At 44.6% G+C, this 24156-nt stretch carries 21 protein-coding genes; 20 read left to right on the top strand and 1 reads right to left on the bottom strand.

All coding sequences use genetic code 11. From position 1 onward, the window contains the following. Positions 1–16 precede the first annotated feature (16 nt). The 15 genes from HMPREF1521_RS03750 to HMPREF1521_RS03680 all read left to right on the top strand — a co-directional run bounded on the left by HMPREF1521_RS03750 (position 17) and on the right by HMPREF1521_RS03680 (position 19538). Complete coding sequence (locus HMPREF1521_RS03750) at positions 17–1384, top strand: PTS ascorbate transporter subunit IIC (protein WP_038115940.1); 1368 nt, start codon at positions 17–19, stop codon at positions 1382–1384. Beyond that, positions 1384–1782: a YbaN family protein gene (locus HMPREF1521_RS03745; RefSeq protein WP_038115938.1), complete on the top strand. Its 399-nt coding sequence runs from the start codon at positions 1384–1386 to the stop codon at positions 1780–1782. The genes HMPREF1521_RS03750 and HMPREF1521_RS03745 overlap by 1 nt, the downstream gene beginning before the upstream one ends. 221 nt (positions 1783–2003) lie before the next feature. Then, a complete protein-coding gene (locus tag HMPREF1521_RS03740; RefSeq protein WP_038115936.1) occupies positions 2004–2894 on the top strand; it encodes an AraC family transcriptional regulator in 891 nt (296 codons plus the stop codon). Between the two features lie 244 nt (positions 2895–3138). Beyond that, positions 3139–8220, top strand: a complete 5082-nt coding sequence (locus HMPREF1521_RS03735) for a TonB-dependent siderophore receptor (RefSeq protein ID WP_038115933.1) — start codon at positions 3139–3141, stop codon at positions 8218–8220. A gap of 35 nt (positions 8221–8255) precedes the next feature. After that, complete coding sequence (locus HMPREF1521_RS03730; protein ID WP_038115932.1) at positions 8256–8873, top strand: MotA/TolQ/ExbB proton channel family protein; 618 nt, start codon at positions 8256–8258, stop codon at positions 8871–8873. Position 8874: 1 nt separating this feature from the next. Continuing rightward, a complete protein-coding gene (locus HMPREF1521_RS03725; RefSeq protein ID WP_038115931.1) occupies positions 8875–9282 on the top strand; it encodes a biopolymer transporter ExbD in 408 nt (135 codons plus the stop codon). Between the two features lie 2 nt (positions 9283–9284). Next, positions 9285–10079 (top strand): energy transducer TonB, encoded by a 795-nt coding sequence (locus tag HMPREF1521_RS03720; RefSeq protein WP_038115929.1) that lies wholly within the window; start codon positions 9285–9287, stop codon positions 10077–10079. Positions 10080–10106: 27 nt separating this feature from the next. Next, the gene (locus HMPREF1521_RS03715; RefSeq protein WP_038115925.1) at positions 10107–10625 is read left to right on the top strand and encodes a flavodoxin family protein; all 519 of its coding nucleotides are present in this window, start codon (positions 10107–10109) and stop codon (positions 10623–10625) included. Positions 10626–10643: 18 nt separating this feature from the next. After that, positions 10644–12284, top strand: coding sequence for a heme anaerobic degradation radical SAM methyltransferase ChuW/HutW (hutW, locus tag HMPREF1521_RS03710; protein WP_038115923.1), 1641 nt, complete (start codon positions 10644–10646; stop codon positions 12282–12284). A 189-nt stretch (positions 12285–12473) separates the two neighbouring features. Further along, positions 12474–13520 carry a carbohydrate kinase family protein gene (locus tag HMPREF1521_RS03705; protein WP_084214616.1) on the top strand — a complete coding sequence of 349 codons (1047 nt, stop codon included), beginning with the start codon at positions 12474–12476 and terminating at the stop codon, positions 13518–13520. A 10-nt stretch (positions 13521–13530) separates the two neighbouring features. Next, positions 13531–14892: a TrkH family potassium uptake protein gene (locus tag HMPREF1521_RS03700; protein ID WP_038115918.1), complete on the top strand. Its 1362-nt coding sequence runs from the start codon at positions 13531–13533 to the stop codon at positions 14890–14892. Between the two features lie 89 nt (positions 14893–14981). Next, on the top strand, positions 14982–15632 hold the full coding sequence (locus HMPREF1521_RS03695; RefSeq protein ID WP_038115915.1) for a TrkA family potassium uptake protein: 651 nt from the start codon (positions 14982–14984) through the stop codon (positions 15630–15632). A 112-nt stretch (positions 15633–15744) separates the two neighbouring features. Further along, on the top strand, positions 15745–16551 hold the full coding sequence (locus tag HMPREF1521_RS03690; RefSeq protein WP_038115914.1) for a hypothetical protein: 807 nt from the start codon (positions 15745–15747) through the stop codon (positions 16549–16551). A 110-nt stretch (positions 16552–16661) separates the two neighbouring features. Next, positions 16662–17762: an AAA family ATPase gene (locus HMPREF1521_RS03685; RefSeq protein ID WP_038115913.1), complete on the top strand. Its 1101-nt coding sequence runs from the start codon at positions 16662–16664 to the stop codon at positions 17760–17762. A 132-nt stretch (positions 17763–17894) separates the two neighbouring features. After that, complete coding sequence (locus tag HMPREF1521_RS03680) at positions 17895–19538, top strand: VWA-like domain-containing protein (RefSeq protein ID WP_038115907.1); 1644 nt, start codon at positions 17895–17897, stop codon at positions 19536–19538. A gap of 199 nt (positions 19539–19737) precedes the next feature. Here the strand turns inward: HMPREF1521_RS03680 and HMPREF1521_RS03675 are convergent, their stop codons facing one another. After that, positions 19738–20415 (bottom strand): metal-dependent hydrolase, encoded by a 678-nt coding sequence (locus HMPREF1521_RS03675; protein WP_038115905.1) that lies wholly within the window; start codon positions 20413–20415, stop codon positions 19738–19740. Positions 20416–20523: 108 nt separating this feature from the next. Here HMPREF1521_RS03675 and moaC point away from each other — a divergent pair, with 108 nt between their 5' ends. The 5 genes from moaC (at position 20524) to HMPREF1521_RS03650 (ending at position 24022) form a co-directional block, all read left to right on the top strand. Continuing rightward, positions 20524–21024 (top strand): cyclic pyranopterin monophosphate synthase MoaC, encoded by a 501-nt coding sequence (gene moaC, locus HMPREF1521_RS03670; protein WP_038115903.1) that lies wholly within the window; start codon positions 20524–20526, stop codon positions 21022–21024. A 95-nt stretch (positions 21025–21119) separates the two neighbouring features. Further along, on the top strand, positions 21120–21605 hold the full coding sequence (gene trmL / locus HMPREF1521_RS03665; RefSeq protein WP_038115902.1) for a tRNA (uridine(34)/cytosine(34)/5-carboxymethylaminomethyluridine(34)-2'-O)-methyltransferase TrmL: 486 nt from the start codon (positions 21120–21122) through the stop codon (positions 21603–21605). 35 nt (positions 21606–21640) lie between these two features. Next, on the top strand, positions 21641–22003 hold the full coding sequence (locus HMPREF1521_RS03660) for a YlbF family regulator (protein WP_038115899.1): 363 nt from the start codon (positions 21641–21643) through the stop codon (positions 22001–22003). After that, entirely contained in the window at positions 21978–22907 is a 930-nt protein-coding gene (gene murB, locus HMPREF1521_RS03655) for a UDP-N-acetylmuramate dehydrogenase (protein ID WP_369759695.1), read from the top strand. Before HMPREF1521_RS03660 ends, murB begins: the two co-directional genes overlap by 26 nt. Positions 22908–23074: 167 nt before the next feature. Further along, positions 23075–24022 carry an epoxyqueuosine reductase gene (locus tag HMPREF1521_RS03650; RefSeq protein WP_038115893.1) on the top strand — a complete coding sequence of 316 codons (948 nt, stop codon included), beginning with the start codon at positions 23075–23077 and terminating at the stop codon, positions 24020–24022. Positions 24023–24156: the final 134 nt, after the last annotated feature.

Raw genomic sequence — 24156 nt, 5'->3', positions numbered from 1 at the left:
CATAGGAGGTAGTGTTATGGAAATGGTATTGGAGTTTTTACGTGATGTGCTCTCTCAACCGGCATTATTAATCGGTATCATGTCATGCATCGGACTGATTGCACTGAAACGTCCATTTCATAAAATTATGACGGGCACACTAAAGCCGATTCTCGGTTATTTAATGCTCGCCGCAGGGGCCGGTGTTATCGTAAGCAATCTCGATCCTTTAGGGAAGATGATTGAACATGGATTTCATATTACCGGTGTCGTACCGAATAACGAAGCTATCGTAGCGGTAGCACAAAAGGTATTGGGCGTTGAAACGATGTCTATTCTGGTAGTCGGTCTTATTATGAACTTATTGATTGCCCGTTTTACCAAGTTCAAGTATGTATTCTTAACTGGTCATCACAGCTTGTTTATGGCATGTCTCATGTCCGCCGTGCTGGGTACGGCGGGGTTATCCGGTATGGAACTGATCTTTGTAGGGGGCTTTTTGATGGGGGCCTGGTCCGCTATTTCCCCTGCTATCGGTCAAAGCTATACATCTAAAGTGACGGATGGTGATGAAATCGCAATGGGGCACTTTGGCAGCTTGGGTTATTATTTATCCGCATGGATTGCTAAATATGTTGGTAAAGCCGATGACAGTACGGAGGATATTGAAATTCCGGAAAAATGGGGTTTCTTACGTGACTCTACATTGTCTACGGCCTTGACGATGATCGTATTTTATTTAATTGCGGCCTTTGCGGCAGGCTCTGAGTTTGTAGCAACCTTATCGGGTGAAATGAGTCCTTATTTATATGCCATTATGAGCGCTATGAACTTTGCGGTAGGTGTGACTATCGTATACTCCGGTGTTCGAATGATTTTAGGTGATTTGATTCCCGCGTTCCAAGGGATTGCTACAAAGATTATCCCTAATGCTATTCCGGCCGTAGATTGCGCCGTATTCTTCACCTATGCACCGACGGCTGTAGTGCTGGGCTTTATCAGTTCCTTTATCGGCGGCATCATCGGGATGCTCATTCTTGGTGCCGTAGGTGGCGTTTTGATTATTCCGGGACTTGTACCTCACTTTTTCTGCGGTGCTACTGCAGGTATTTTCGGCAATGCTACAGGTGGTCGTCGTGGTGCAGCGGTAGGGGCATTTCTCAATGGTTTGGCGATTACATTTTTGCCTGCAATGGCGTTACCCGTTTTAGGACAGCTCGGCTTCCAAAATACGACCTTCGGTGATGCGGATTTTGCAGTGGTAGCTTTAGTGTTAGGCCACGCTTTTGAATGGATCGGTATGGCAGGTATCTACGGTATCGTCGCTATTGCCGCATTGGTACTGATTATTCCTAATTTTATCAAAACAAAAGGTAAAGTTATTAACTACGTAGAAGAAGAATGATGAAAACAACAGCGCAACATCGATATGCAGTAGTGCGCTATGTATTTCTTACTATAGCCGCTATTAGCTTTGGCCTTGGTACTGCAGGCATTGTACTGCCAATGTTGTCAACTGTTCCCTTTTACATGCTTACACTATTTTGTTTGGCCCGAGGCTCTGAAAGATTCCACAAGAAGTTTCTGGAATCCGATTTATATCAAAGGACTGTCGGAGCTTATGAGCGCGATAAGGCGTTGACGGTTCGGGCAAAGTTGACCATCCTGGTTTCCGTCAGTACCATAATGGCGATAGGAGCCTACTTTAGTAGAAATATTCCGGCAGCGCTCATAGTGATGGCAATCGTATGGATTGCACATGTAATAGCTTTAACGTGTGTTGTAAAAACAAAAAATAAGTAAGTACCGGTTTATCATACTTTAAACTGGCCATCCCTATTAGATGTGTTAATTAGGGGTGGTCATTTTATTTGAGGAGAATTATCTGTAATGGTTTTACGTCGATATGGAAACTTATATAATTTAAAAGTAATATGAATTATTGGTAATTTGAATTTGACAATCACTTTCAATATGTATACTATAATAGTGATGTTTATAGTATTTGTGTATATGGTGATAGTATGAATCTACATAATCATGCGATTTCACAGCCGGGAATTTCCATGTCGAGATATACTGTCTTTGACGGTATCGATTTGATTTTCCTTGATGTGAAACGAGAGACGATTCAATTTTTCGCCCAGTCACATACAAAGACGTTTGCAATTAATCACTGTGAAGAGGGACGCATTGAGTGCAAATTTACATCTGGCGAGTACCTATATATGGGGGCAGGGGATATGTCATTAGGATGGCACACTCACTCGGATTATCAACATGAGAACTATTTTCCTACAAAATTTTTTAAAGGGATTGTATTGTTGGTAGATGTTGAAAAAGCTCAACCTGTATTGGACTCCCTTGTAACGGATTCGCGCATCGATTTGACGGACTTAGCTAATCGATTTTGCGAGAATTCAGACTTTGGTATGATGGTGGAGGAAACGGAATCTGTTCGTCAAATTTTTTCCAGTTTATATACCGTGCCCGATCAAATTAAAGGTCACTATTTTAGACTGAAGGTTATTGAAATCTTTTTATTATTATCTGTTATATCTACAGAAAATTGTGAAAGGCGCAGTACTTTCAGGAAGCAACAGGTAGATATTGTTAAATCCGTCAGTCGATATATGTCTACGTATTTTATGAAGCGTATCACTATTGACGAGTTAGCCAATAGCTTTAACATTCCCTCATCCACATTGAAACGGTGTTTTAAAGGTGTATATGGTGTGACCATTCATCAATTTTTGAAAGAATGTCGCATTAATGAGGCGAAGCGGCTGCTGCGCGATACGGATGAACCGATTTTGCGCATTGCTAATGCCGTCGGATATGAAAACGGCAGTAAATTTACAAGTGCTTTCAAAGAGGCTGTAGGGATGAAACCGAGTGATTATCGAAAGATATAGTCACACTATAACAACAGATTTAGATCGGTTGTTACACGATAATTGAATATTGTCCGAATCGTATATTTTTGGTCTGTTCGGAGTAGATATGCAAGATACACTTTGCTACCATAATTATGTAAATGATTTTCAATGTCATTACCTGATGGTAGTGAAGTGTATTTTTTATGATTCTTCTGGTGTGAAATGGGAATCATAAAGAAACAGTATAGTTGTGTGTAATCAGATATTGGAGGAGGTTGTGATGATCCGTTGGGGACGCACAAAACGCTATTTAATCCTATCCAGTGCGGTGGCACTATGGTTAAATGTTCCGTTTGTTGTCATGGCTGACAATGCGACGGTGACCACCGATGTAGTTCATGTTAAGGGTACATGGGCCGAAGAGGAAGCAAAATTAAATCCACAGCAAGTGCAAATTATTACCAAAAAAGAAATTGAAAAGAAGCAGGCGAAGTCCGTCGAAGATATTATTTTTACTCAAACCGGTGTATCCAGAACGGTTGATGCAATGGGGCGCGTAGGGGTATCCATACGTGGTGCCGAGGCGCGTCATACGTTGATTCTAGTGGATGGGCAACCGGTACTGGGTGATTTTGATAAGTATTCCGGAGCTGCTGATGAAGTACAGCGTCTGGGAACGGAAAATGTAGAGAGAATCGAGGTTATTCAGGGAGCGGCGAGCGCTAAATACGGTTCCGATGCGGTGGGCGGTGTTGTCAACATTATCACAAAGAAGGCGCAGAAGAAACCTACCTTACAACTTAATGCGGAAGGGATGCGTCGGAAGAGTGATGGTGATGCTTTTCCGTATCAAAACTTCTTTATTCGGGCCGATTCGGGTCAAATGGGTAAATTGAAGGTGGGCTTGTCAGGCAGTAAACGGGATCTTATGCCGGTACTAGCATCTGTTAAGCGTCGTCAGTCCGGGATGGCTTTTGATTATGCAAAACATAACTTTAAGCCGAACGTGCTTCGTTATTATGGGGATGCGGCGGATATCGGTCTCGTTGCGACCTATGAGGCCAGTGACAGAAATAAGTTTGAAATGCGTCTCAACCGATATACGGAGGATCTTGTACGTGATGTGAAACATTCCGATTCAGATTTGGAACCGCAACAACACTTTAAACGAACCGCTGATCGGAATACGGCGAATTTATCGTGGTCCTCGAAGGCCGGCAAAAGTGATTGGACGGTAGAGACCAACTATTCGCGCATCAAGGAAAATGATGTGGCTCTCATCAGTTATACGGGGCGGTCCGCATATGAAGGATCCAACGAATTGCGGTATATCGATAATATCGATCATCGTCAATTGGATATTCGTGCGAATGCGAACACACAGGTCCATAAAAATCACTTGCTCAGTTACGGCGTAAGTTATGCTCGTGAAGAAGGCTCCGGCAGTCGCCTTAAGAGCTCGCCGAATACGAGCACTATGTATATCGATCCGTGGAATTATGACAAGAGTCTGCTCGTAGATAAATTAGACCGTCTGGTGCGGCGTAAAGGTGATAACAGCGTTAAGGTGTATTCTCATATTCATGACTATAAATTCATTAATTCCGGCGGTGGAATGCCGCAGTGGGATATGGATTATGAATACTATGGCGCTGAAACAAATGCTCAGAAACCGGGGATTACATATGATGACTATGTGAATTACGGCTTATCTGAAAGCCGTCTCAGTGAATGGTCCAGCACATCACCGAATAATCAACCTGTAACCGATGAGTTTAAAAAGCGGTATTATGCTTTAGAGGATCGCTTAAAAGCGGAGAATCCTGAAATGGCGGCGCATCGTGCGAACATTGTTGGCGATTACTTTAAATACGGTGAATCCAATGATGCGGAAATGCGTAAGAAAGCACCTAAATTAAATGGTAAGGCATTCCTTGAAGAATATCGTAATCGAGATCAACGGTTGACTACCGGTAGCGGAACGATTAGAAAGGTAAACGCTTATATTTCCGATACATGGCAGGTTAATAAGAATTTGACATTGATACCGATTGTACGATTTGATAACAGCAGTCTGTTCGGTTCCAATATATCCGCGTCTATGGGGATGACTTATAACGTCAAAGGTAATACACACCGTCGATTCAAGGCTAATGTGGGTACCGGTTATACGGAACCGGGCATGGGCGAGTTGTGGTACAACTGGGAAATGTATGCATCGAATCCTGTGGGCATCGGTGTTGCCAAGCTCGGTTGGTACTGGGCGGGCAACCCGAACCTGAAACCGGAAAAATCACTCAACTTTGATATGAGTTTAGAAGGTGAAAACAAAAATACCTATGCTCGTATCGGGGTATTCCATAATCGCATTAAAAACTATATGTCCGTGTATTTTACTGGTGATTTTATGGACTTCGCACCGTACTTGCGGGGCGATGCAAAATACCAACGCGCACCGGATATGATTTACAGCTTTAAAAATATCGGCAAAGCCGAAATTACCGGTCTTCAAGCGGAAGTGCAGCAGAAGTTCGGCAAGTACTGGTCTGCGAAATTGGGTTATACCTATTTGCATGCCATTAACAAGAGCGATCCGAGCATGCCGCGTCAGCTCTTAGATAAACCGATGCATAAAGTGGATATAGGTATTACATATGATAATCCGAAATCCGGCTGGAACGGCTCTATCTGGGGTGATTATTATATCAACATGCTCGACAGCAACACATTGAATAATGGCGGTAACTATTGGCCTGATATCCTGTCCGGTGATGCCGGTGTATATAAGAAACAGGTTTATGAAAAGAAGACATTCGGTATTTGGAATGTCATGGTGCAGAAGCGGTTTAATAAAAATGCCATGATGTACTTCGGCATCAATAATATCTTTAATCATCGTGATGATGATCGGGCTACACAGGAACGCGTATACCGAGTAGGTGTCAATCTTAAATTCGGCGGTGGTGAAAGTAAGACCGCGGCCATCGGTAAAGCCAACGGCACAACCGGTAAAGCCGGTTCTGTAGATTTTAATGCAGCTAATGGTGAGTCTGTAAATATCGAATCCGCCGCAGTACAAAATGTATCCGATGTAGTTCGTCTAACCGATTTTATTCGCTCTGATTTCGACACCTCTAAAGAACGTGGTATTACGATGGTCGGCGATTACCGTACACGTTGGATGGCTCATGACGGCACTAATCGTCCTCAATCGCCGTTTAGAGAAAATTCTGCTATCGGATCTGCAAAGGCCAATATGTACGATGCAAATCGTCATAGCTTTGAACAACGACTGCGTCTTGGCTTTGATGCACGTCTCAATGAGTTTACTAATCTCACCGTTATCGGCAGTGCGACGGGTATGCGTGGCGTAGATACGAGTTGGACGATGTCTAATTCGAAGGGCTTTAATCATCAACGGCTCGATACGGTTGATCTTACAAGGCGTGTTAAGAAGTGGGACGTATCCGTAGGACGATTGACTGAGCCTATGGGGGTAAGCGGCTATTGGTTCGGACAGTCTTATGATGGGGCACGTGCCGTGTGGACCGGTAATGATACACAAGTACGCATTGGCGTAGGTACATTTAAGCACAGTACAGGAATCAGTGATTCCGCTTATACACATGCGGAACATAAGGTGATCTACAGACCGCCTACTGCGGCCGAGCTGATAGGTATTAATCGAGATGAATATCCGTATGATATCAACAGCGCAACCAAGTCTGGATCTGATGGAGAACGAAAGACGACGGAAGATGCGGCGGCTCCGGACAGTCCAAATGGTATCTACGACTCCACGTATAAAGGTAAAACGGATAATCTCTACTTCTATCAACAGCTAAAGGATTTACAGGATGAATATGAGACTTTCAAAAAGAATGCGGATCTAAGCTGGAGTAATCCTAATCGTGATCAGGAAATCGCGAAGGTTGATGCAAAACTGGCTGAAACGCAGAAGAAACAGGCTCAAATAATGGGGCGCTTACAGGATATTCTTACAAAGGCCTATCCGGAAGAAATGGCGAAAGCCAAGTTCTCCCTTGATATTCCGTCCGGTGGTTATGCAATGTATGAAATCACTAATAAGAAAACAGGGGAAAAACTCTATATGACTGGCGGCATCATGTATAACGTGAATTCGCCGTTATATCCTGAGTACTTAAAAGAGTCGGCCAAAGGGCTTATCATTTCGTCAGATAATAAGGATGCTTTGTTGAATCCTAAAGCTTATATGGATAAACATGGGGCGGATATCGATAAAGCTATGAACTCTATCGCTAAATACAATGCATCCGATAATTGGTCCAACTATAAGAATGGTGAACTTGAAGCTGTTTGGGTTAAACAGGCGGACGGTACGTTCCGTCAATCGTATGATTATTATGGTCAATCTGCAAATGACTACGAATTTTCTGGATTCTTAGGTGCCAAGACCTACAAATACGACAGCGGTAAATATGTATTTAGCGATTATGATGCTAAATCGGCTCTTTATAATAAGAACTTTACACTTTCCTCAAGTGATTGGGGTGAAGGTAGCTCCGATTATGGTTGGGGTCTTACTTCGGCGATGTATAACTATCTATATAATTTGGAAAAGGTTGTACATGATGCTGAGTCTGAAAATAAATTGCCTCGGGAGGCTATCGGTAAGATTATCGGTAATCTTATCAGGACGGAAGGTGTTGTTCTTGAAAAGGATACAATTCCACCGATTGAAACGGCCGCTTTTGTACAGGTGAAGAAACAGATCGGTTCACGTCTCGGCTTGCAAGCATGGTATTTACGTTCCTTTAACGGCAGCAAGCATACCTTCCTGAATGCTAACGGCAACAAAAATGATGAATACAGTTTCTCGAATGTAGCGCATATATTCGGTATCGGCGCTAAATATCAGCTAGGCGCTAATGCATCCGTAACCGTTGATTACGGGCAGAACAGATCGAACTTCGGCAGATATATGAACGGTAATACCGTTTATGAACATGAACGGGGCACCGCGGATTTTACTGTTAAAGGGCACCAAATGGGCGGTACGCCGCACTTCTGGATGGCTCGACTCGATATCGGCCGTGCGGATTTGGATGTTCCGAAGTCGTGGAATGCGTTTATTGATTATAAATACTTCCAGCACGGTTCATTCTTCGGCGGCAACGGTACAGGTGCTGTTCCGGACCGTTATCTGGACGGAATCCGCAGCTTCACATTTGGCGCCGGTTATGTACCGCGTAAGGATCTGCTCATTGAGGCGTTCTATACATTTGATGCCAAGGGTACTAATAAACGGGATACTTTATATGGTAGTGAAAGCTTTAAGTTAGGCGATTATACAAGAATTCAAGGGACCTATCGGTTCTGATATGCGGTCTGTGAATAGACAGAAAGGTAACTAGTATGGAAAATCTAAATTATGTAATTCATTTATTTCATAGCGGCGGATATGTCATGTATCCATTGTTATTCTTGTCCCTTATGGTTATCGCCATAGCGGTGGAACGAGCTTTCTATTATCGTAAATATGCAGGTAAGACCTTTGTTGTGTGTCATGCTGTTAATGAACTTTCCAGATTGCAGAGATGGGATGAAATTGAAAAAGTGATTCAGGAAAACCCGTCTATTGCAAGTCGAGTTGCGCAAGCGGGATTGATGAATGATAAGGACGAAGCGGGAATGAAAACGGCTTTCGGCGACCAGATGGGCGTTGATGCGGTAGGATTCAAAAAATATATGGATTACTTAAGTGCAACCGTAACAATTTCTCCATTATTGGGCTTGTTGGGGACGGTTACGGGGATGATCGGTTCTTTCAGTATTCTCGACTCCGGTGCAGGTGCATCCGCCATTACCGGAGGGGTAGGTGAAGCCCTCATCGCGACGGCATCCGGTCTATGCGTGGCGATTATGGCATTTATCGTTTATACATTTTTTAGTCATCGTTTGGACTCCATTATTAATCAAATTGAAACGATGTGTGTTAATATAATTACAGCAAAACGGGAAGGGTGGAAATAGTATGAATTTACAAAGTTTTCGTATGAAATCCAAGCCTGAATTCATGATTATCCCAATGATTGATATTATATTCTTCTTATTGGTGTTCTTCATGATGAATAGTTTGCAGACCATTGCACAGAAGGCTTTATCCGTACAGTTGCCGCAAGCTTCATCCGCATCGGCACCGGCTCAATTACCGGTGGTCCTCACGCTGGATGCGGAGGGACACATCACGATTGATAATAATCCGATGAGCATCGATGCGGCAGAGGCCATGGTAAAAGAACGTATAGCCCAGAATCCGAATGCCAGCGTTATTTTACAGGCCGATAAGCGTGCAGCACATGGTCAGGTGGTAGCTATCATGGATATGCTTAAACAATCCGGTGTTAAGCGTCTGGCTATTGCTGCAGAACAGAAAGGATAACTATGGGAATAGGCATATCATGGAAAAAGGCAGCCATCATATCCGCCATAGTGCATCTGATTATTCTATTTATTGCCGTCATTTTCTTTGTAGTAGTGCCCGCTATCCAGGAGCAGGACACATATGAAATCGATCTCACTCAGAGTGTGCTTGATGATGGCGGTAGCGGCCATGCCGGCGGCGGAGGCGGGGACAGGGCATCCCTATTCCCGAAACCGCTGTCCGCTGATGAAGTGGCGGCAAGGACAAAGGCTGTTGTAACAAATGTGGAACCATCTACGGCAACAGATATTCCTGATGCTGTAAATGTACCAAGTAAGGGTAATGAAGCTCAATCGAACACATCCGGTGAAAATGGCGGAGTCGGTAACGGTCCGGGATCCGGAGGCGGCACCGGTGGTGGTCATGGAACCGGTGACGGTACAGGTGTTGGCGATGGTCGTGGTACCGGTTATGGCAAGGGCGATGGCAAGGGTGAAGGAGACGGTCATGGCAAAGTGAAAGCGGCATTTGACAGTGAAGGCTTCCGTGAAAAAGTACAGAATTATGCACAAAGTCCGGCTATGGCGTTGAAACGGCGCCTGGAAGGTGACGTACTTGTACAGGTGACATTAAATACGGATGGTGCTCTTATCGGGCAGCAAATTTTATCGACCACAAATGAAATCTTTAATGATGCAGCTATGTCTGCAGTTGTATCCGCAACACCATATAATAATCCGACCGGAGAAGATATAAATGTAAATGTACCGGTTGAATTTAGAGGACAAGAATCATCTGATGAAGATGACGAATAATCTATATAAGTAATAGAGGAGATAGCAATGAAGAACATTATTTTATATTCATCCCTTACAGGGAATACAAAACGTGTAGCGGAAGCCATGGCTTCCATTATGCCGCCGGGGACACCTTGCGTTTCCGTTAAGGACGCACCGGAAAATTTGAGTGATTACGACACTGTATTTGTAGGTTTCTGGGTTGATCGCGGTACGGCTAATAAAGAAGCCGCTAAATTGATTGAAACGCTTACAAATCCTCATGTCGTATTATTTGCGACGTTGGGTATGTATGCCGATTCCGACCATGCTCGTGAAAGCATTGAAAAAGCAGCCGCATTATTACCGAACAAGGAGCAACTGGTAGATGGATTCGTATGTCAAGGAAAAATCGATCCGAAGGTCATCGAAATGATGTATAAGATGTTCCCTCCGGGATCTGCACATGGTCAAAGTCCTGAACGTGATGCATTACATAAGTCTGCAGAAACGCATCCGGATGAACAGGACTTTGCAAATGCCAAGGAATTTGCAAAATCGGTTCTTGCCAAGTTGCAAGCCTGATATAAGGGGGATTGTAGTATGACGTTAGCAGCGTTTTTTGAATCACTTCCTGAGAAGCAGAGAAATTTGCAATTGGGTATGATTTGTGATGATCCTATCAGCGGGGCATTCCCTCATAAGCGCGTCGTTCATGCGGGGTTAAACGGTACACTCGTATCTCCGAAGGAAACTCAACATGTCTGGCAGACCGTGATGAACGGAGAGGCCTCTAAAGGACAGATGCAGTCCGCATATATCCATATTCCATTCTGTAAGACGAAATGCACCTATTGTGGCTTCTTTCAGAACGGGACCAGTCAGAATGTGGAAGATACATATATCGACGGCCTCATCGGTGAATTGCAGGCCGCCAGTGAATGCAAGCGATTGAAAGACGGTCTAATTCATGCGCTGTTTATCGGTGGCGGTACGCCTACATCGTTATCTCCGGAGAACTCGAAACGCCTGTTGCAGGCGATTCGCGACTACTTGCCGTTGGCGAATGATTATGAACTGACCTTGGAAGGTCGTATTCACGATTTGATTCCGGAAAATTTGGACGTTTGGATGAGTCACGGTGTAAATCGTATGTCTATCGGGGTGCAGTCCTTTAATACCGAGGTACGCCAAATGGTAGGGCGTTTAGACGATCGGGAGACGGTGCTTAAAAGACTGGCGGATGTGAAAGCTTACGGTCAGTGTTCTCTGGTTATTGACCTTATCTATGGTTTACCGGGTCAAACGATGGAGGTATGGGAGGACGACCTGGCTCAACTCGTAAGTTCCGGAGTGGATGGAGCCGACTTATACCAGCTTAATGTGTTTGACGGCAGCGACCTTAATAGGGATATTGCGAGCGGTAAAGTGCCGCCGGCAGCGACGACGGCAATGCAAAGTGATATGTTTACGTTCGGTCGGGACTATTTGGAGAAACGCGCGTATCGTAGATTGAGTGCAGCCCATTGGAGTGCCAATAATCGGGAACGCAGCCTGTATAATATTCTCGCTAAAGCCGGTGTGCCGATGTTTCCGTTCGGAAGCGGTGCCGGTGGTAATATAGACGGTTACGGTATGATGTTGCATCGCGCGTTAAAGCCTTATGAAGACATGGTCAGCCGCGGTGAGAAACCGTTTATGGCGCTTATGAAGCAGAGCGAACTGCAGCCGATTGTCAATGTCGTGGTGAGTCAACTGGAACAGGGCTTCCTGAATATTGATGATTTAGTGGCGATGGATTCCCGCTTGAAAGAGCTTTGCTGGCTCTATGATATCTGGAGGGAACGAGGACTTGTAACCTATAACGGGATCCTTTACCGTTTGACGACGGCCGGTGAGTTTTGGACCGTTAATATCACTCAAAGTACACTGGAAGTCGTCGAGTACATCATGACCGGTCGCAATTCATTCGCGTTGGAATCGGTAGCTGCACAGGATACAAAGACTCGTTCTAAAACGGCGCCGGCTCAAGAGGTGCGCGGCATCGGTCAAGGCAAGGAGAATGTTTCCGTCCCCACCGGTGAAAACGAAGAAGCTAAGCGTAAGGATGCTCTCATTGCAAAGGCTAAAGCGGAAATCGCGAAAAGCGGTGCCTTCGGTGAATCTGCGGAACGTATGGTCCAGGCTATGTATAATCTCAGCGCTGATGAAATAGAATATATGATGGAACGTATGATGTCCTGACCTTTACACTACTTACACCAACTAAATAACCTCAGTATACATTGTATATACTATTTCATCACATGATCGATAAAAACCCCGGGATTCGTTCCGGGGTTTACTTTTACCATGTATACGGGTATGCTAGACGTAGAATTGTATTAAAATTAAGGTCAGCATGTAAGATGATTAGTATAATGAGGAAGTAATATGCAGGTTACTATTGCAAGTGTTACGGCGACACCTGAACGGCCGAGAGATATTGTATATGATACACATCCTTTTGATATTGTCGGTATCGGGGCCAGTACATTGGATCGATTTGTCATGGTTAAATCATTCCCTACGGGACGTGAGGTGCAGGAGGCGGTAATGACTGCCGTTGACGGAGGCGGCCCTGTGGCGACTGCCCTTGCTACGGCGGGGAAGTACGGACTCGATACGGTTATGATTGACGTTATCGGAGATGATATAGGGGGAACTCATATTCTCGATGATTTTGATTACTATAATGTTGAAACCAGTCATATCGAATCTGCGCGGGACTCCAAGTCGGCGAGTGCCACTATTTTAGTTAATGAAAAGACCGGCGATCGGGCTATTTTCTTTGAACGGTCCACGGCACCCGAACTGGAGTCTCTGGATAAGCATAAGGCGTGTGTTGAAGGCGGTCATATCCTACATATCAACGGCCGTCATCGTAAATGCCTGATTGAGGCCATGACTATCTGTAAGCAGTCCGGGAACCTTGTCTCTCTTGATGGCGGTGCGAACCGGTATGATGAAGGCTTGAAGGACATTACACGGGCCAGTGATATTGTTATCGTCGCCCGGGATTACGCCGAAAAATATACGGGAACTACGGACCTGGAGGAGGCCTGCCGCATTATTCATGAGCGTGGCGCCTATATTGCGGGCGTTACGGATGGGGCTGAGGGCAGCTATTTTGTATGGCCTGACGGGACATTTTATCGGTGCCCCGCATTTCCTCAAGATGCCGTTTTAGATACTACCGGGGCGGGTGACAGCTTTCACGGTGCCTTTTTGACGGTTATCGCCAAGACGATTCGCAATATGCGCGTTGAGTGCGAGGGGCGTCGAAGTGCGCGTGAGGTCCTGTTGGACTGCTCTAATACAATTTTTGAAAGTGCCGCTGATTTTGCTTCCGCCGTCGCATCTTTAAATACGCAGAGGCTCGGTGGCCGCAGCGGATTACCCTCATTAGAGGATGCGGTGGCATTGGCAAACTCCCGTTAAGGTGGACATTATGTGGCACGATATTTCACATCATCCTGTACAAAAATATATTCAAGATAACCCTTATCGATTATTGGCACTCAGTTTTTTCAGTGTCATGGCGTTAGGTACATTACTGTTGATGCTGCCCATGTCGAGTGCCGATGGTTACGGTACGAATCTCGTGGATGCGGCTTTTACGGCGGTATCCTGTGTGTCCGTTACGGGGCTTGCGACTGTGGATACCTATTACCATTGGTCTCTTTTGGGAAAAATAATCATGGTTCTTTTCATTCAGTTGGGCGGACTCGGTATCGTATCGTTTACGACGATTATTGCATTACTGTTAGGGCGGCGCATCGGTCTCAGAAATCGAGTTCTCTTGTCGGAGGATGTAGGGCAGGAGGGGATGAGCGGACTCTTACATATCACAAAACTGATAACACTGTATACCATAGTTATGGAGATTATAGGCGGCATCATTTATACGATTCAACTATACCCCTATATCGGCTCTGAAGCTCTATATACCGGGTTTATGCAGGCTGTTTCGACCTTCTGTAATGCGGGCTTTGTATTTTTCGATAATAATCTGCCCTATGCTATGGTAGGGGATGTGCTGTTTAATATTAATACGATGGTTCTTATCATTGTCGGCGGCTTCGGATATTTAGCGACCTTTGATATATGGGCGAATCGCGGTGCAAGACGGTTTACAAATCTTAAACTGCATACGAAAATCATGCTGATAGGAACGGTGACTCTCATTGCAATCGGAGCCATCATCATTTTAGGAGTCGAGTGGGGAAATCCAAAGACTTTGGGGCCTTTATCGGTATGGGAAAAGGTCATGGCTTCGCTTTTCCAATCCGTTACGCCGCGTACGGCGGGGATTGCGACGATTGATTATAGTTCATTACATCCCATTACATTGTTCGTGTCGATTATTCTCATGTTTATAGGGGCCGGACCGAACTCGACGGGCGGCGGTGTCAAAATAAGCACTGTAGCTGTTGCATTTTTGTCTGCACGTACACTGTTTAATAACAGACCTGATGTGGAGGTCTTTGAACGTCGCTTATCCATAGTTACCGTAATGAAAGCGAACGGTATCATTTTCTTGTCGTTACTGATAGTGCTATTGGCGACCTGTTATCTTGCATGGGATGAACCGTATGACTTTATACGGATTCTGTTTGAAGTTATGTCCGCATTCGGTACGGTCGGGCTCACGACGGGGATTACCCCGGACTTATCGGATAGCAGCAAATGGGTGCTGATGCTCGTCATGTTTACGGGGCGCGTCGGTGTTATGACGGTTATCGGTACATGGGCCTTAAAAACTGCGCCTATGAAACCTATCGGATATGCGGAGGAGAATGTGCTGCTCTAACTGTTATTTCGCATGAACCTCTCGATATTTTTATTTTGAGTATTGAGTATTAGCGTATTGAGTTCCATGAGGTAATGAGAGGTGTTTGTATGAAACATAAAACTATAGCTGTAATTGGTCTCGGTCAATTCGGTACGACCATTGCTAAAATGCTGGCATCCATGAAACATGAAGTGCTCGGTGTTGATATCGATCCGGATATTGTGCAGAAAATATCTCCTTATGTGACACATGCCATCGTAGCGGATACCACTGACGAAACGGCGATCAAGTCATTGGCACTTAGCCAATTCGATCTGGTTATCGTCGCTATCGGTGACAATGTGCAGGCGAATTTGATGACATCCATGCTGTTAAAAGAAATGAATATGCCCTATGTGGTGGCGAAGGCGGAAAATAGCTTGCAAGGCAAGATGCTCAAAAAAATGGGCGTAGATATGGTAATTTATCCTGAATATGACGTAGCGTTACGTTTGGCACAGTCCTTGACGCGCGATCATGTGATGGATTATTTACAGTTATCTGAAAGTATCGGTCTTATCGAGGTGGATATGCCGGCGTTTATGGTAGGGTCCTGTTTAAAGGACTCCAGGTTGCGTGAGCAATATAATCTGAATGCCATCGGTATTCGGCGCGGCTCGGAACTGGAGGTTCCGCCGGACCCTGTAACCATACTTTCACAAGAGGATAAACTATTGGTTATCGGGAATAATTCCGATTTGGATGCATTAACGATGTAGCAAGTATGTAAAAGATATATAACTATATCGAAAAAAGATGATATAATAGAATGGAATTCAGTATAGGTCATACGTATTCGTATGGCCTTTTTATATAGAAGTGAAGGGTATTATGACAGAGGAACAATACATAACGGCATTGGCTAATAATCCGCATGGCATACGGAATATTCCAAATCCTACGGAGGGAATGCAGCTCGTCTGCGTTTCGCAAAACGGCATGTTGTTACAATATATTAAACAACCTACGCAATCGGTTATTGAAAAAGCCCTTGAAGTATCGCCTCGAGCGATTCAGTTTGTGGAGGATCCGGATGAAGCCTTGTTGATGCGATTGATTGAAAAGGATTGGGCCGTATTGGAGTTTATAGAGAATCCGTCCGATGCATTAATTGAGAAGGCACTTGAACAGTCGGGCTGGGCTATTCGATACATCGAGAATCCGTCGGAAGCATTGCAACTTACCGCGGTGCGGAAAAACTTTGATGCGTTGCAATATATTAAATATCCTACGGAAGCGGTGCAATTGGCAGCTGTACGGGAAAATTATTTAGCGCTTCGCTATATTCCGGAGCCTTCGATGATCGTATTGGAGACAGCCGTATTACAAGATCCGCAAGCAATGAGACAGATCGGTAGTCTGACGAAGGAAATGGCGTTACATCTTTTTTCTGTTTCTGCACGGGTTTTAGGCTATATTCCGAATACATTGGGAATTTCGGTGGAGGATATACGGCGGAGTATTATAGATACATTGTCCGGTGAGAACGTAAACGAAGTATATATTCGTGAGCTTATTAACAATACCTCTATCGGCGGACGTCAATCAAAATGGCCAATCGATGTATTGGCGCTAATCGATACGTATGGAACAAGAGATGTAAAGAAAATCGCGGTAGATGAATATTTAATATATTGATGCTGAAAGGGCATTGCGTATTGATAGGGTGAGGAATATGACTTTCACAAAAAGGTTGATACATTATGAAAGCCCTGTTTCTTGAAATATAAGGCATTAAAGGAGTTATAATGAATTTTACAGATACAATGGCCAGTGTTGAATTGGTGCTGGCCGCGAATCAGGTACCTTTGCTCGTCGGTGAAACGGGTATCGGTAAAACATCATTAGCGGCGCGCGTGGCGACGCTTCACGATTGGGAACTGGTGACGATTGACGGTAATCTTTTGAAAGAAGGGGAAATCGGCGGCTTACCGACCGTGGAAACCGTGTCGCATACGGACGGACATGGCACCGTACACCAAGTGAAGACCACTGTATATGCGGTTCATCATACGCTGGAACATGTGGCGCAGGCGGTCGACAAGGGACGGCATGTATTGCTGTTCATCGATGAAATCAATCGCGCTGAACATGCGGTACAGCAGGAGTTGATGAATCTCATTCTGAATCGTGAAATCAACGGGTTTTCCTTGAGTGACAACGTGCGAATCGTGGCGGCCATGAATCCGGAGGATTCCTTTGACTATCAAACTATCGATATGGATCCGGCGCAACAGAACCGTTTTGTCTGGCTGTATATGCATGCGGATTATATGCAGTGGATTGACTGGGCTATCGGTGCCGGTATTGAAAGCAAGGTAATCGAGTTTATTTCATCGTATCCGGAATACTTGAATCAGCGGCATGAGGATGATATCGATGCGACGCCGCGTTCCTTTGAGCGGGTATCCGGCCTATACAGTATTTATAAGAATCAAGAGGACAACAGTTACAGTCGCGACGTGTTTTTGAATGTCATACGCGGCAATGTGGGAAAACTGATTGCCGAGGCGTTTATAAACTTTATCGAGTCCGATCAGGAACCGTTGATTACCTTTGACGATGTGCTCGCAGCCGTTCAAAAACCGGGGGCCATCATGTCTATGGCTGAACAGGTTCAAGGTGAAAGCCCTACTCGTCTTTACGTGGCGGCAAAGAATATGCTTCATCGCCTGAACGGTAACAGCAATGCGGAAGAGGTACATCACTTTGTAGAATTTTTAACACTCTATCCCGGTGATTTACGCATTGCGGTTATGAAGGATCTGCGTAATATGTACGAACGCGTTTATGCCTATGCTATCGAAGATGAACTGTTTGTGGATACATTTTTTGAGGCGCAGAAATAGCTGTTAAAAATGTGTCATTTTAAATTTATATGCCCTTAGATTGATAACTATACGGCTATGTGAGATTTAGTTGTGTTGTGATTCAGGTGAATGTTATGTTTTATCGTTATTAACTTGAAGGAGGTGGAATAGATGCAACGTAATTTGGATAAGGATGACATCCGTGACGCCTCAGATCTGTTGACGCATATCGACGGCTGGGAAAAGACCGGTGATTATGATGCGGATGCGGCCGAGTCACTAGATAGATGGTATGCCAAACGGGAACGAATCCATCGTGAGGCGGAGGCGTTATTTACGCAGATTTATGCGACCTATGAGGCCTATGTGGATAGCTATGAAGCTCAACATCACAGCCTTGAACCGGAGCGCATCGCCGTTGATTTGATGAATCACAATATGTCAGACAGTCATATCGGTACTATCGGTTGCGCATTAGAGGATATGCCGTTAGAAGGAACGGATTTGGCGGTCATGCAACAGGCTGTTATGAATACTTCGTATGAGCAGCGATTGTGGGCGATTTTGCATGACGTGAACAGTCTGCTTTTGGAAGAAGACCAATTTTTCGGATACTTTTACCTGCAGATGGCACATCGTATCAGATTTGATATGACCAGTGCGTTCGGCATAAATTTGAAACAGGGCGGCTATGTGCTGTATGTGAATCCGTTTATCCTGCTCAGACAGCCGCCGGACGTCATGAAAGACGGCATCAAACGCGAGGTGCTCCATATTATTTCCGCCCATTTGATGCGTGTGAAACAGTTGAGCCAAAGCTTTAATAAAACTGCGGTACACATGGCTATGGATATGGTGGTGAATGATTATTTGGAGCATGTGGACCGAGATGCGGTGACGGTAGCGAATGTGAATGAGCGGTTCGGTTTGTTACTTAAGCGATTCCGTACCATTGAATACTATGCAAAGGCCATTGATAAGGTGATGACGGAAAAACCGGACCTCTTTGTGCCGATTGATGATGCGGATACGGCGGTAGCGATGGAATTTAATCATGAAACAAGTCATGATATTTGGGATGAGTCGGATTCTATCGATACGGATATGATGGATCAGATCACAGAGCGCTATATTAATGAAGCCTCTAAAGGTGACATGGAAGGGTATGTGAAAAGTCTCATCGATACCTTTCAGAAAACCCGTCGTACATTGCCGTGGTACTTTTATCTTAAAAAACTGATGGGCAAGGTTTCAAGCGGATATAAGAAGACGACGATGCGCCGTAATCGCCGTCAGCCGGAGCGCCTTGAATTATCGGGTACATTGCGCCAGCATAAGGCGAATGTGTGGGTGGCCCTTGATATGAGCGGCAGCATTACCGATGATGAATTTACGAATGCACTGGAGCAGGTATTGCAGATCGTACATGCCTATAACCATCGCATTACGGTTGTGGAGTGCGATAATGAGGTGCGCCGCATATATACGATGGAGTCCGTACGGGATGTAAAACCGCGTCTGGATGTGCGCGGTGCTACGGCGTTCAGTCCTGTATTTTCGTTGGCCAATCAACATCGCGTAGATTTACTGGTTTATTTTACGGACGGTAAGGGCGAGGAGCGTTTGCGGGATGTGCCGAAAGGGTACAAAGTTCTATGGGTTCTCACGGGAGAACAGCCGAAGCTTTCCTTGCATAATCCTCATGGGCTCGTTCGTGAATTAGGCTATGTGGGGGTCGATGAACGGCAGGACATTGATGAATTCGTGCGCATGAGTAATCGCGGCGGATTCTCCATGGCGCATCAGGAAATATAAGCTGGTCCAGGATTATAGATTCACTAGGAGATACAAAGTATACATTCAGTCCCATATTTGGAACTGCATGCCGACGTTTGCAGAAATAATAAAGGCTGTCACAGCGTAAGAGACCGTATTCCCCTTGTTTGAGGAATGTTGTCGTATGCTGTGACAGCCTTTTGTCGTTTTTGTAAATGCAGTTGTTTGTGAAATTTGATTAACTATTCAGTTCAATGGAAGAACCGGGATCGATAATGAGGCCGGTCTGGTTGTATTTACCTTCTACGAGGCTCGTAAACACACCGGGCTCGCGATCGATAACTGGCCATGTTTTATAGTGAATCGGAATGGAAATGCGCGCTTTCACATAGGAAGCGGCAAGTGCTGCGTCCTCAACGCCCATTGTATAATTATCGCCGATAGGCAAGAGTGCATAGTCGATATCACCGAAGCGGTTTAACAGTTTCATATCGCTGAAGAGTGCCGTATCACCTGCAAAGTAGATGATATCGCCATAGAAATCTATAAGGCAACCCGCGGCGTGACCGCCCGGAACACCGGCACCGTGAAAGGCGGGAACTAAATGAACGGCTCCGAATTCAAAGTCGAATTTACCGCCCAAATGCATGGCATGCGTGCGGCATCCGGCTTCAGCCGCTCTGCCGGCTACTTCGGCTGTGGAAATAACGAGGGCATCGTTAGCCTTGGCGATATAATCTGTATCGCCGTAGTGATCGTCATGTCCGTGGCTGACAAAGATATATTGACATTTAATATCTTCTTTCTTTGCAATATTCCATGTATTACCCGTTAAGAATGGATCAAAAATCATGGATACATTATCACGGGTAAGCATAAAGCAAGCGTGACCGAAATAGGTTAATTTTGTTTTCATGGGAACACTTCCTTCCATATATATAATTCTTAATTCTATTGTATAATATAATATATGAAAATAAAACTATAGATAGTGAATTTATACATTCAGATTGGAAATATACACATGGATTTGACACATTTTGATGAACAAGGTAATGCGTGGATGGTGGATGTGTCCGATAAGGACGTGACATCGCGTACCGCTATTGCGGAGGGATTTATAGCTGTTAATGATACAATTTATAATCGCATCGCAGCGGGGACAATGAAAAAGGGGGACGTGTTGAGTGTGGCCCAGTTGGCCGCTATCATGGGGGCGAAACAGACGAGTCAGCTCATACCGCTTTGCCATCCTTTGAGTTTGACAAAGGTCGAGGTGCATTGCACTTTAGTTGATGGTGAAAGCCCGGCCTGTACGGATGCGACGCATAATCGTGCCGTCAAGGTTCGTGCTATCGTAAAAACGACAGGAAAAACAGGTGTTGAAATGGAGGCGCTCACAGCCGTTCAGGTGGGATTGTTAACCGTATATGATATGTGTAAAGCCATCGATAAGGGCATGATTATGGGCCCTACATACCTCGTTGAAAAAGAAGGCGGTAAAAGCGGGCATTTTGTACGGTAAATCTAAATTTTTAATCTGTAGTTTACATATAATGGTATAATTATATGTTAGAGGAGACTTTTTCTTCATCTAAGTAATAATATAAGAGGCATATAGTGGAAATTGTGTTATATGAACCGGAAATTCCCGGTAATACAGGAAATATTGCACGCTTATGTGCGGCGAATCATATGACTTTGCATCTCATCAAGCCGTTAGGCTTTTCCATCGATGATAAGCATGTAAAGCGGGCCGGACTCGACTACTGGCATCTGGTGGATGTACAGGTGCATGAAAATATTCAAGAACTTTATGATAAATACCCTGATCGCAGGTTTTTCTATGCGACGACGAAGGCGAAACATACCCATTCCGAGGTGAAGTATGAAATAGGGGACATGCTCGTTTTCGGTCCGGAGACGCGAGGTTTACCTGAATCATTATTGGCGGGAAAGGATGAATCCTGTATTCGCGTTCCTATGGTTGAAGAGGCGCGATCCTTGAATTTATCCAATGCGGTGGCCGTTATCGCATATGAGGCTATGCGGCAGTTGGACTATCCCGATTTGAAGGCGAAAGGCAACTGGATTCAATCTAAATGAATGGCAGTTATATAGTGTTGTTTTAGGAGGTAAGTATGAATTACGATAAGGCTCATGATTTAGCGCATGCTATGCGTGAATCCGAAGAGTACAAAGAGTTGATGAAAGCGCAGGAGGCGGTGCAGGCTGATGCGACTGCGGCTGCGCTGGTGAGAACTTTCATGGCCCAGCAAATGCAGTGGGAATATGCGAAAATCTCCGGTGCACCGGAAGAAGCGGAATTATTGAAAAAGCAGGAAGAACTGATGCCGCAGATTCAAGCGAATACAGCGGCACAGGCTTATCTGCAAGCTCATGTCCGTTGGAGTCAAGTATCCAACGATATCTATAAAATCATTAGCGAGCCAATCACTGAGGGGATGAAGGTTTTAGATCATGGGCAACAACAGCAACATTAAGCCATTACAGGCTGCATTATTAGAGAGACTTCCTGGCACACGTGTGCGTGAACGGGAATTATTATGTGAGCATACGACCTTTAAAATCGGTGGGCCTGCCGATCTATTTATCGAACCTACGTCGATGGCGGAGTTGAGTTTCGTACTGCGTACGATTCATGAACAGCGGGTTCCTGTTACTGTTATCGGCTGCGGTTCCAATATTCTGGTGAAAGATGGTGGCATCCGTGGTGCCGTTGTATCCGTGCGTCAGATGATGCAAATCATGGACTGTAATGATAATACATTGTGCATTGGCTCCGGTTTTATGCTGAAAGATGCATCCGAGTTCGCCTGGAAAAACAGTTTGACAGGCCTTGAATTTGCCATCGGGATTCCGGGAACATTGGGCGGGGCCGTCTTTATGAATGCCGGAGCTTACGACGGTGAAATGAGTAATGTCGTGACGATGGTACGGGCCGTGGACTTTGAAGGTCATATCAAGGAATATGATGCTTCTCATTTGGATTTTGCTTATCGTCATAGCATTTTTCATGATAATCATGAAGTAATCGGTGAAGTGGTTATGACCTTGGAATACGGTGATAAGGCTGCTATCAAGGCACGTATGGATGAATTGACTGCAAAGCGCGAATCAAAACAACCGCTAGAGTTTGCCAGTGCCGGATCCACATTTAAGCGCCCGCCCGGATATTTCGCGGGAACCCTGATTGAACAGACGGGGTTAAAAGGACTATCCGTCGGTGATGCGCAGGTGTCGCATAAGCATGCCGGCTTTGTTATCAATACGGGGAGAGCTACCGCCAAGGACGTACTTAATCTGATTCAGGAGGTGCAGCGCCGTGTATACGATGAACATGGTGTACATCTTGAGCCGGAAGTGCGCATGATTGGGGAAGACTAATTAAATAATAATAAAAAGATTTCTTATGAGTTTTTATATCTTTGCAATGGTTTTGATAGGAGACTCGTAGGAAGTCTTTTTTTCAATAGTATCTATGATTATAATTATTGATATCTATGACCGTAATTGTTTGTAAATGGATACTCAGTTCAGTAGGAGGCGAGGATATGACGACCTTAACAGCAAAACAGATTCATGACAAAGCGTTGGAATGCGGCTTTGATGATTGTGGTATTATATCCATTGATGCATTGGATTCATATAAGGACCGTCTGGCGCAACGACTTGAGGCGGTTCCGGAAAGTGAGGATATATATGCTCATACTAAATCATTTTTAGAGCTAAAAGAAAAGTATCCGTGGGCTCAATCCATCGTAGTTTGCACGGAGTATTACGGAAATTATAAGTTTCCTGTATCTCTTCGAAAACGATATGCAAAAGGGTTGTTGTTATCTTTATCAAATATTCCTCGCAGTGATGAGTTTAAACGACGGCGATCTTTTGAAACCTGGCTTGGTGAAAATGGTATACGATATATTGGCGGCGAAACGGCAAAACCTGCCGGAATTATTCCTTTGCGGCCCGCTTCGGTAGCAGCAGGTTTAGGCATTTATCGGAAAAATAATTTCTTTTATGGACCTAAAGGCTCTAGCTATGAACTGGTAGCCTATTTAATTGATGAGCCCTGTGAGTATATTCGGCAGTTAGGGATACCTCCGTGTCCGGATTCTTGTGATTTATGTCAGCAAGGGTGTAAGACAAAATCCCTATCTGCGCCGTTTACTATGAATCCGTTAACATGTGTATCTTTTATAAATACATTCGGTGATGGTAAGTTACCGGATGGTGTCACAGATGATATGCTGGAGGCGTGGATATTAGGCTGTGATAACTGCCAGGATGCGTGCCCTTTTAATGCAGATCATGAATGGAGTATAGGTGTGGATTATCCCGGACTTGATGAATTAGAGCCGTTGCTACAACCGGAATATATTCTGAAAGCATCCGATGAGGAACTTATCAAAAAGGTGATTCCAAAATGCTGCTTTCATTTAACGGATGAGCAAATACCGTTATTACGTAAATCCGCGAAGCGAGCTATGCAGGATACATAATGTCTGTCGTTATACGATGATTTAAATGTATAATCAAATGTAGAAATTGTGATGGCTACAACGAACGAGCTTCTTTGACTTTCATAGATATAGTGAGTTATAATTAACTGTTGCCAATTTTTGGGAATATACCT

The organism is Veillonella sp. AS16 (assembly GCF_000517785.1).
Lineage (GTDB): Bacteria > Bacillota > Negativicutes > Veillonellales > Veillonellaceae > Veillonella > Veillonella denticariosi.
The sequence above is the reverse complement of the archived record's forward strand: the minus strand, read 5'-3'. Positions and strand labels throughout refer to the sequence as shown.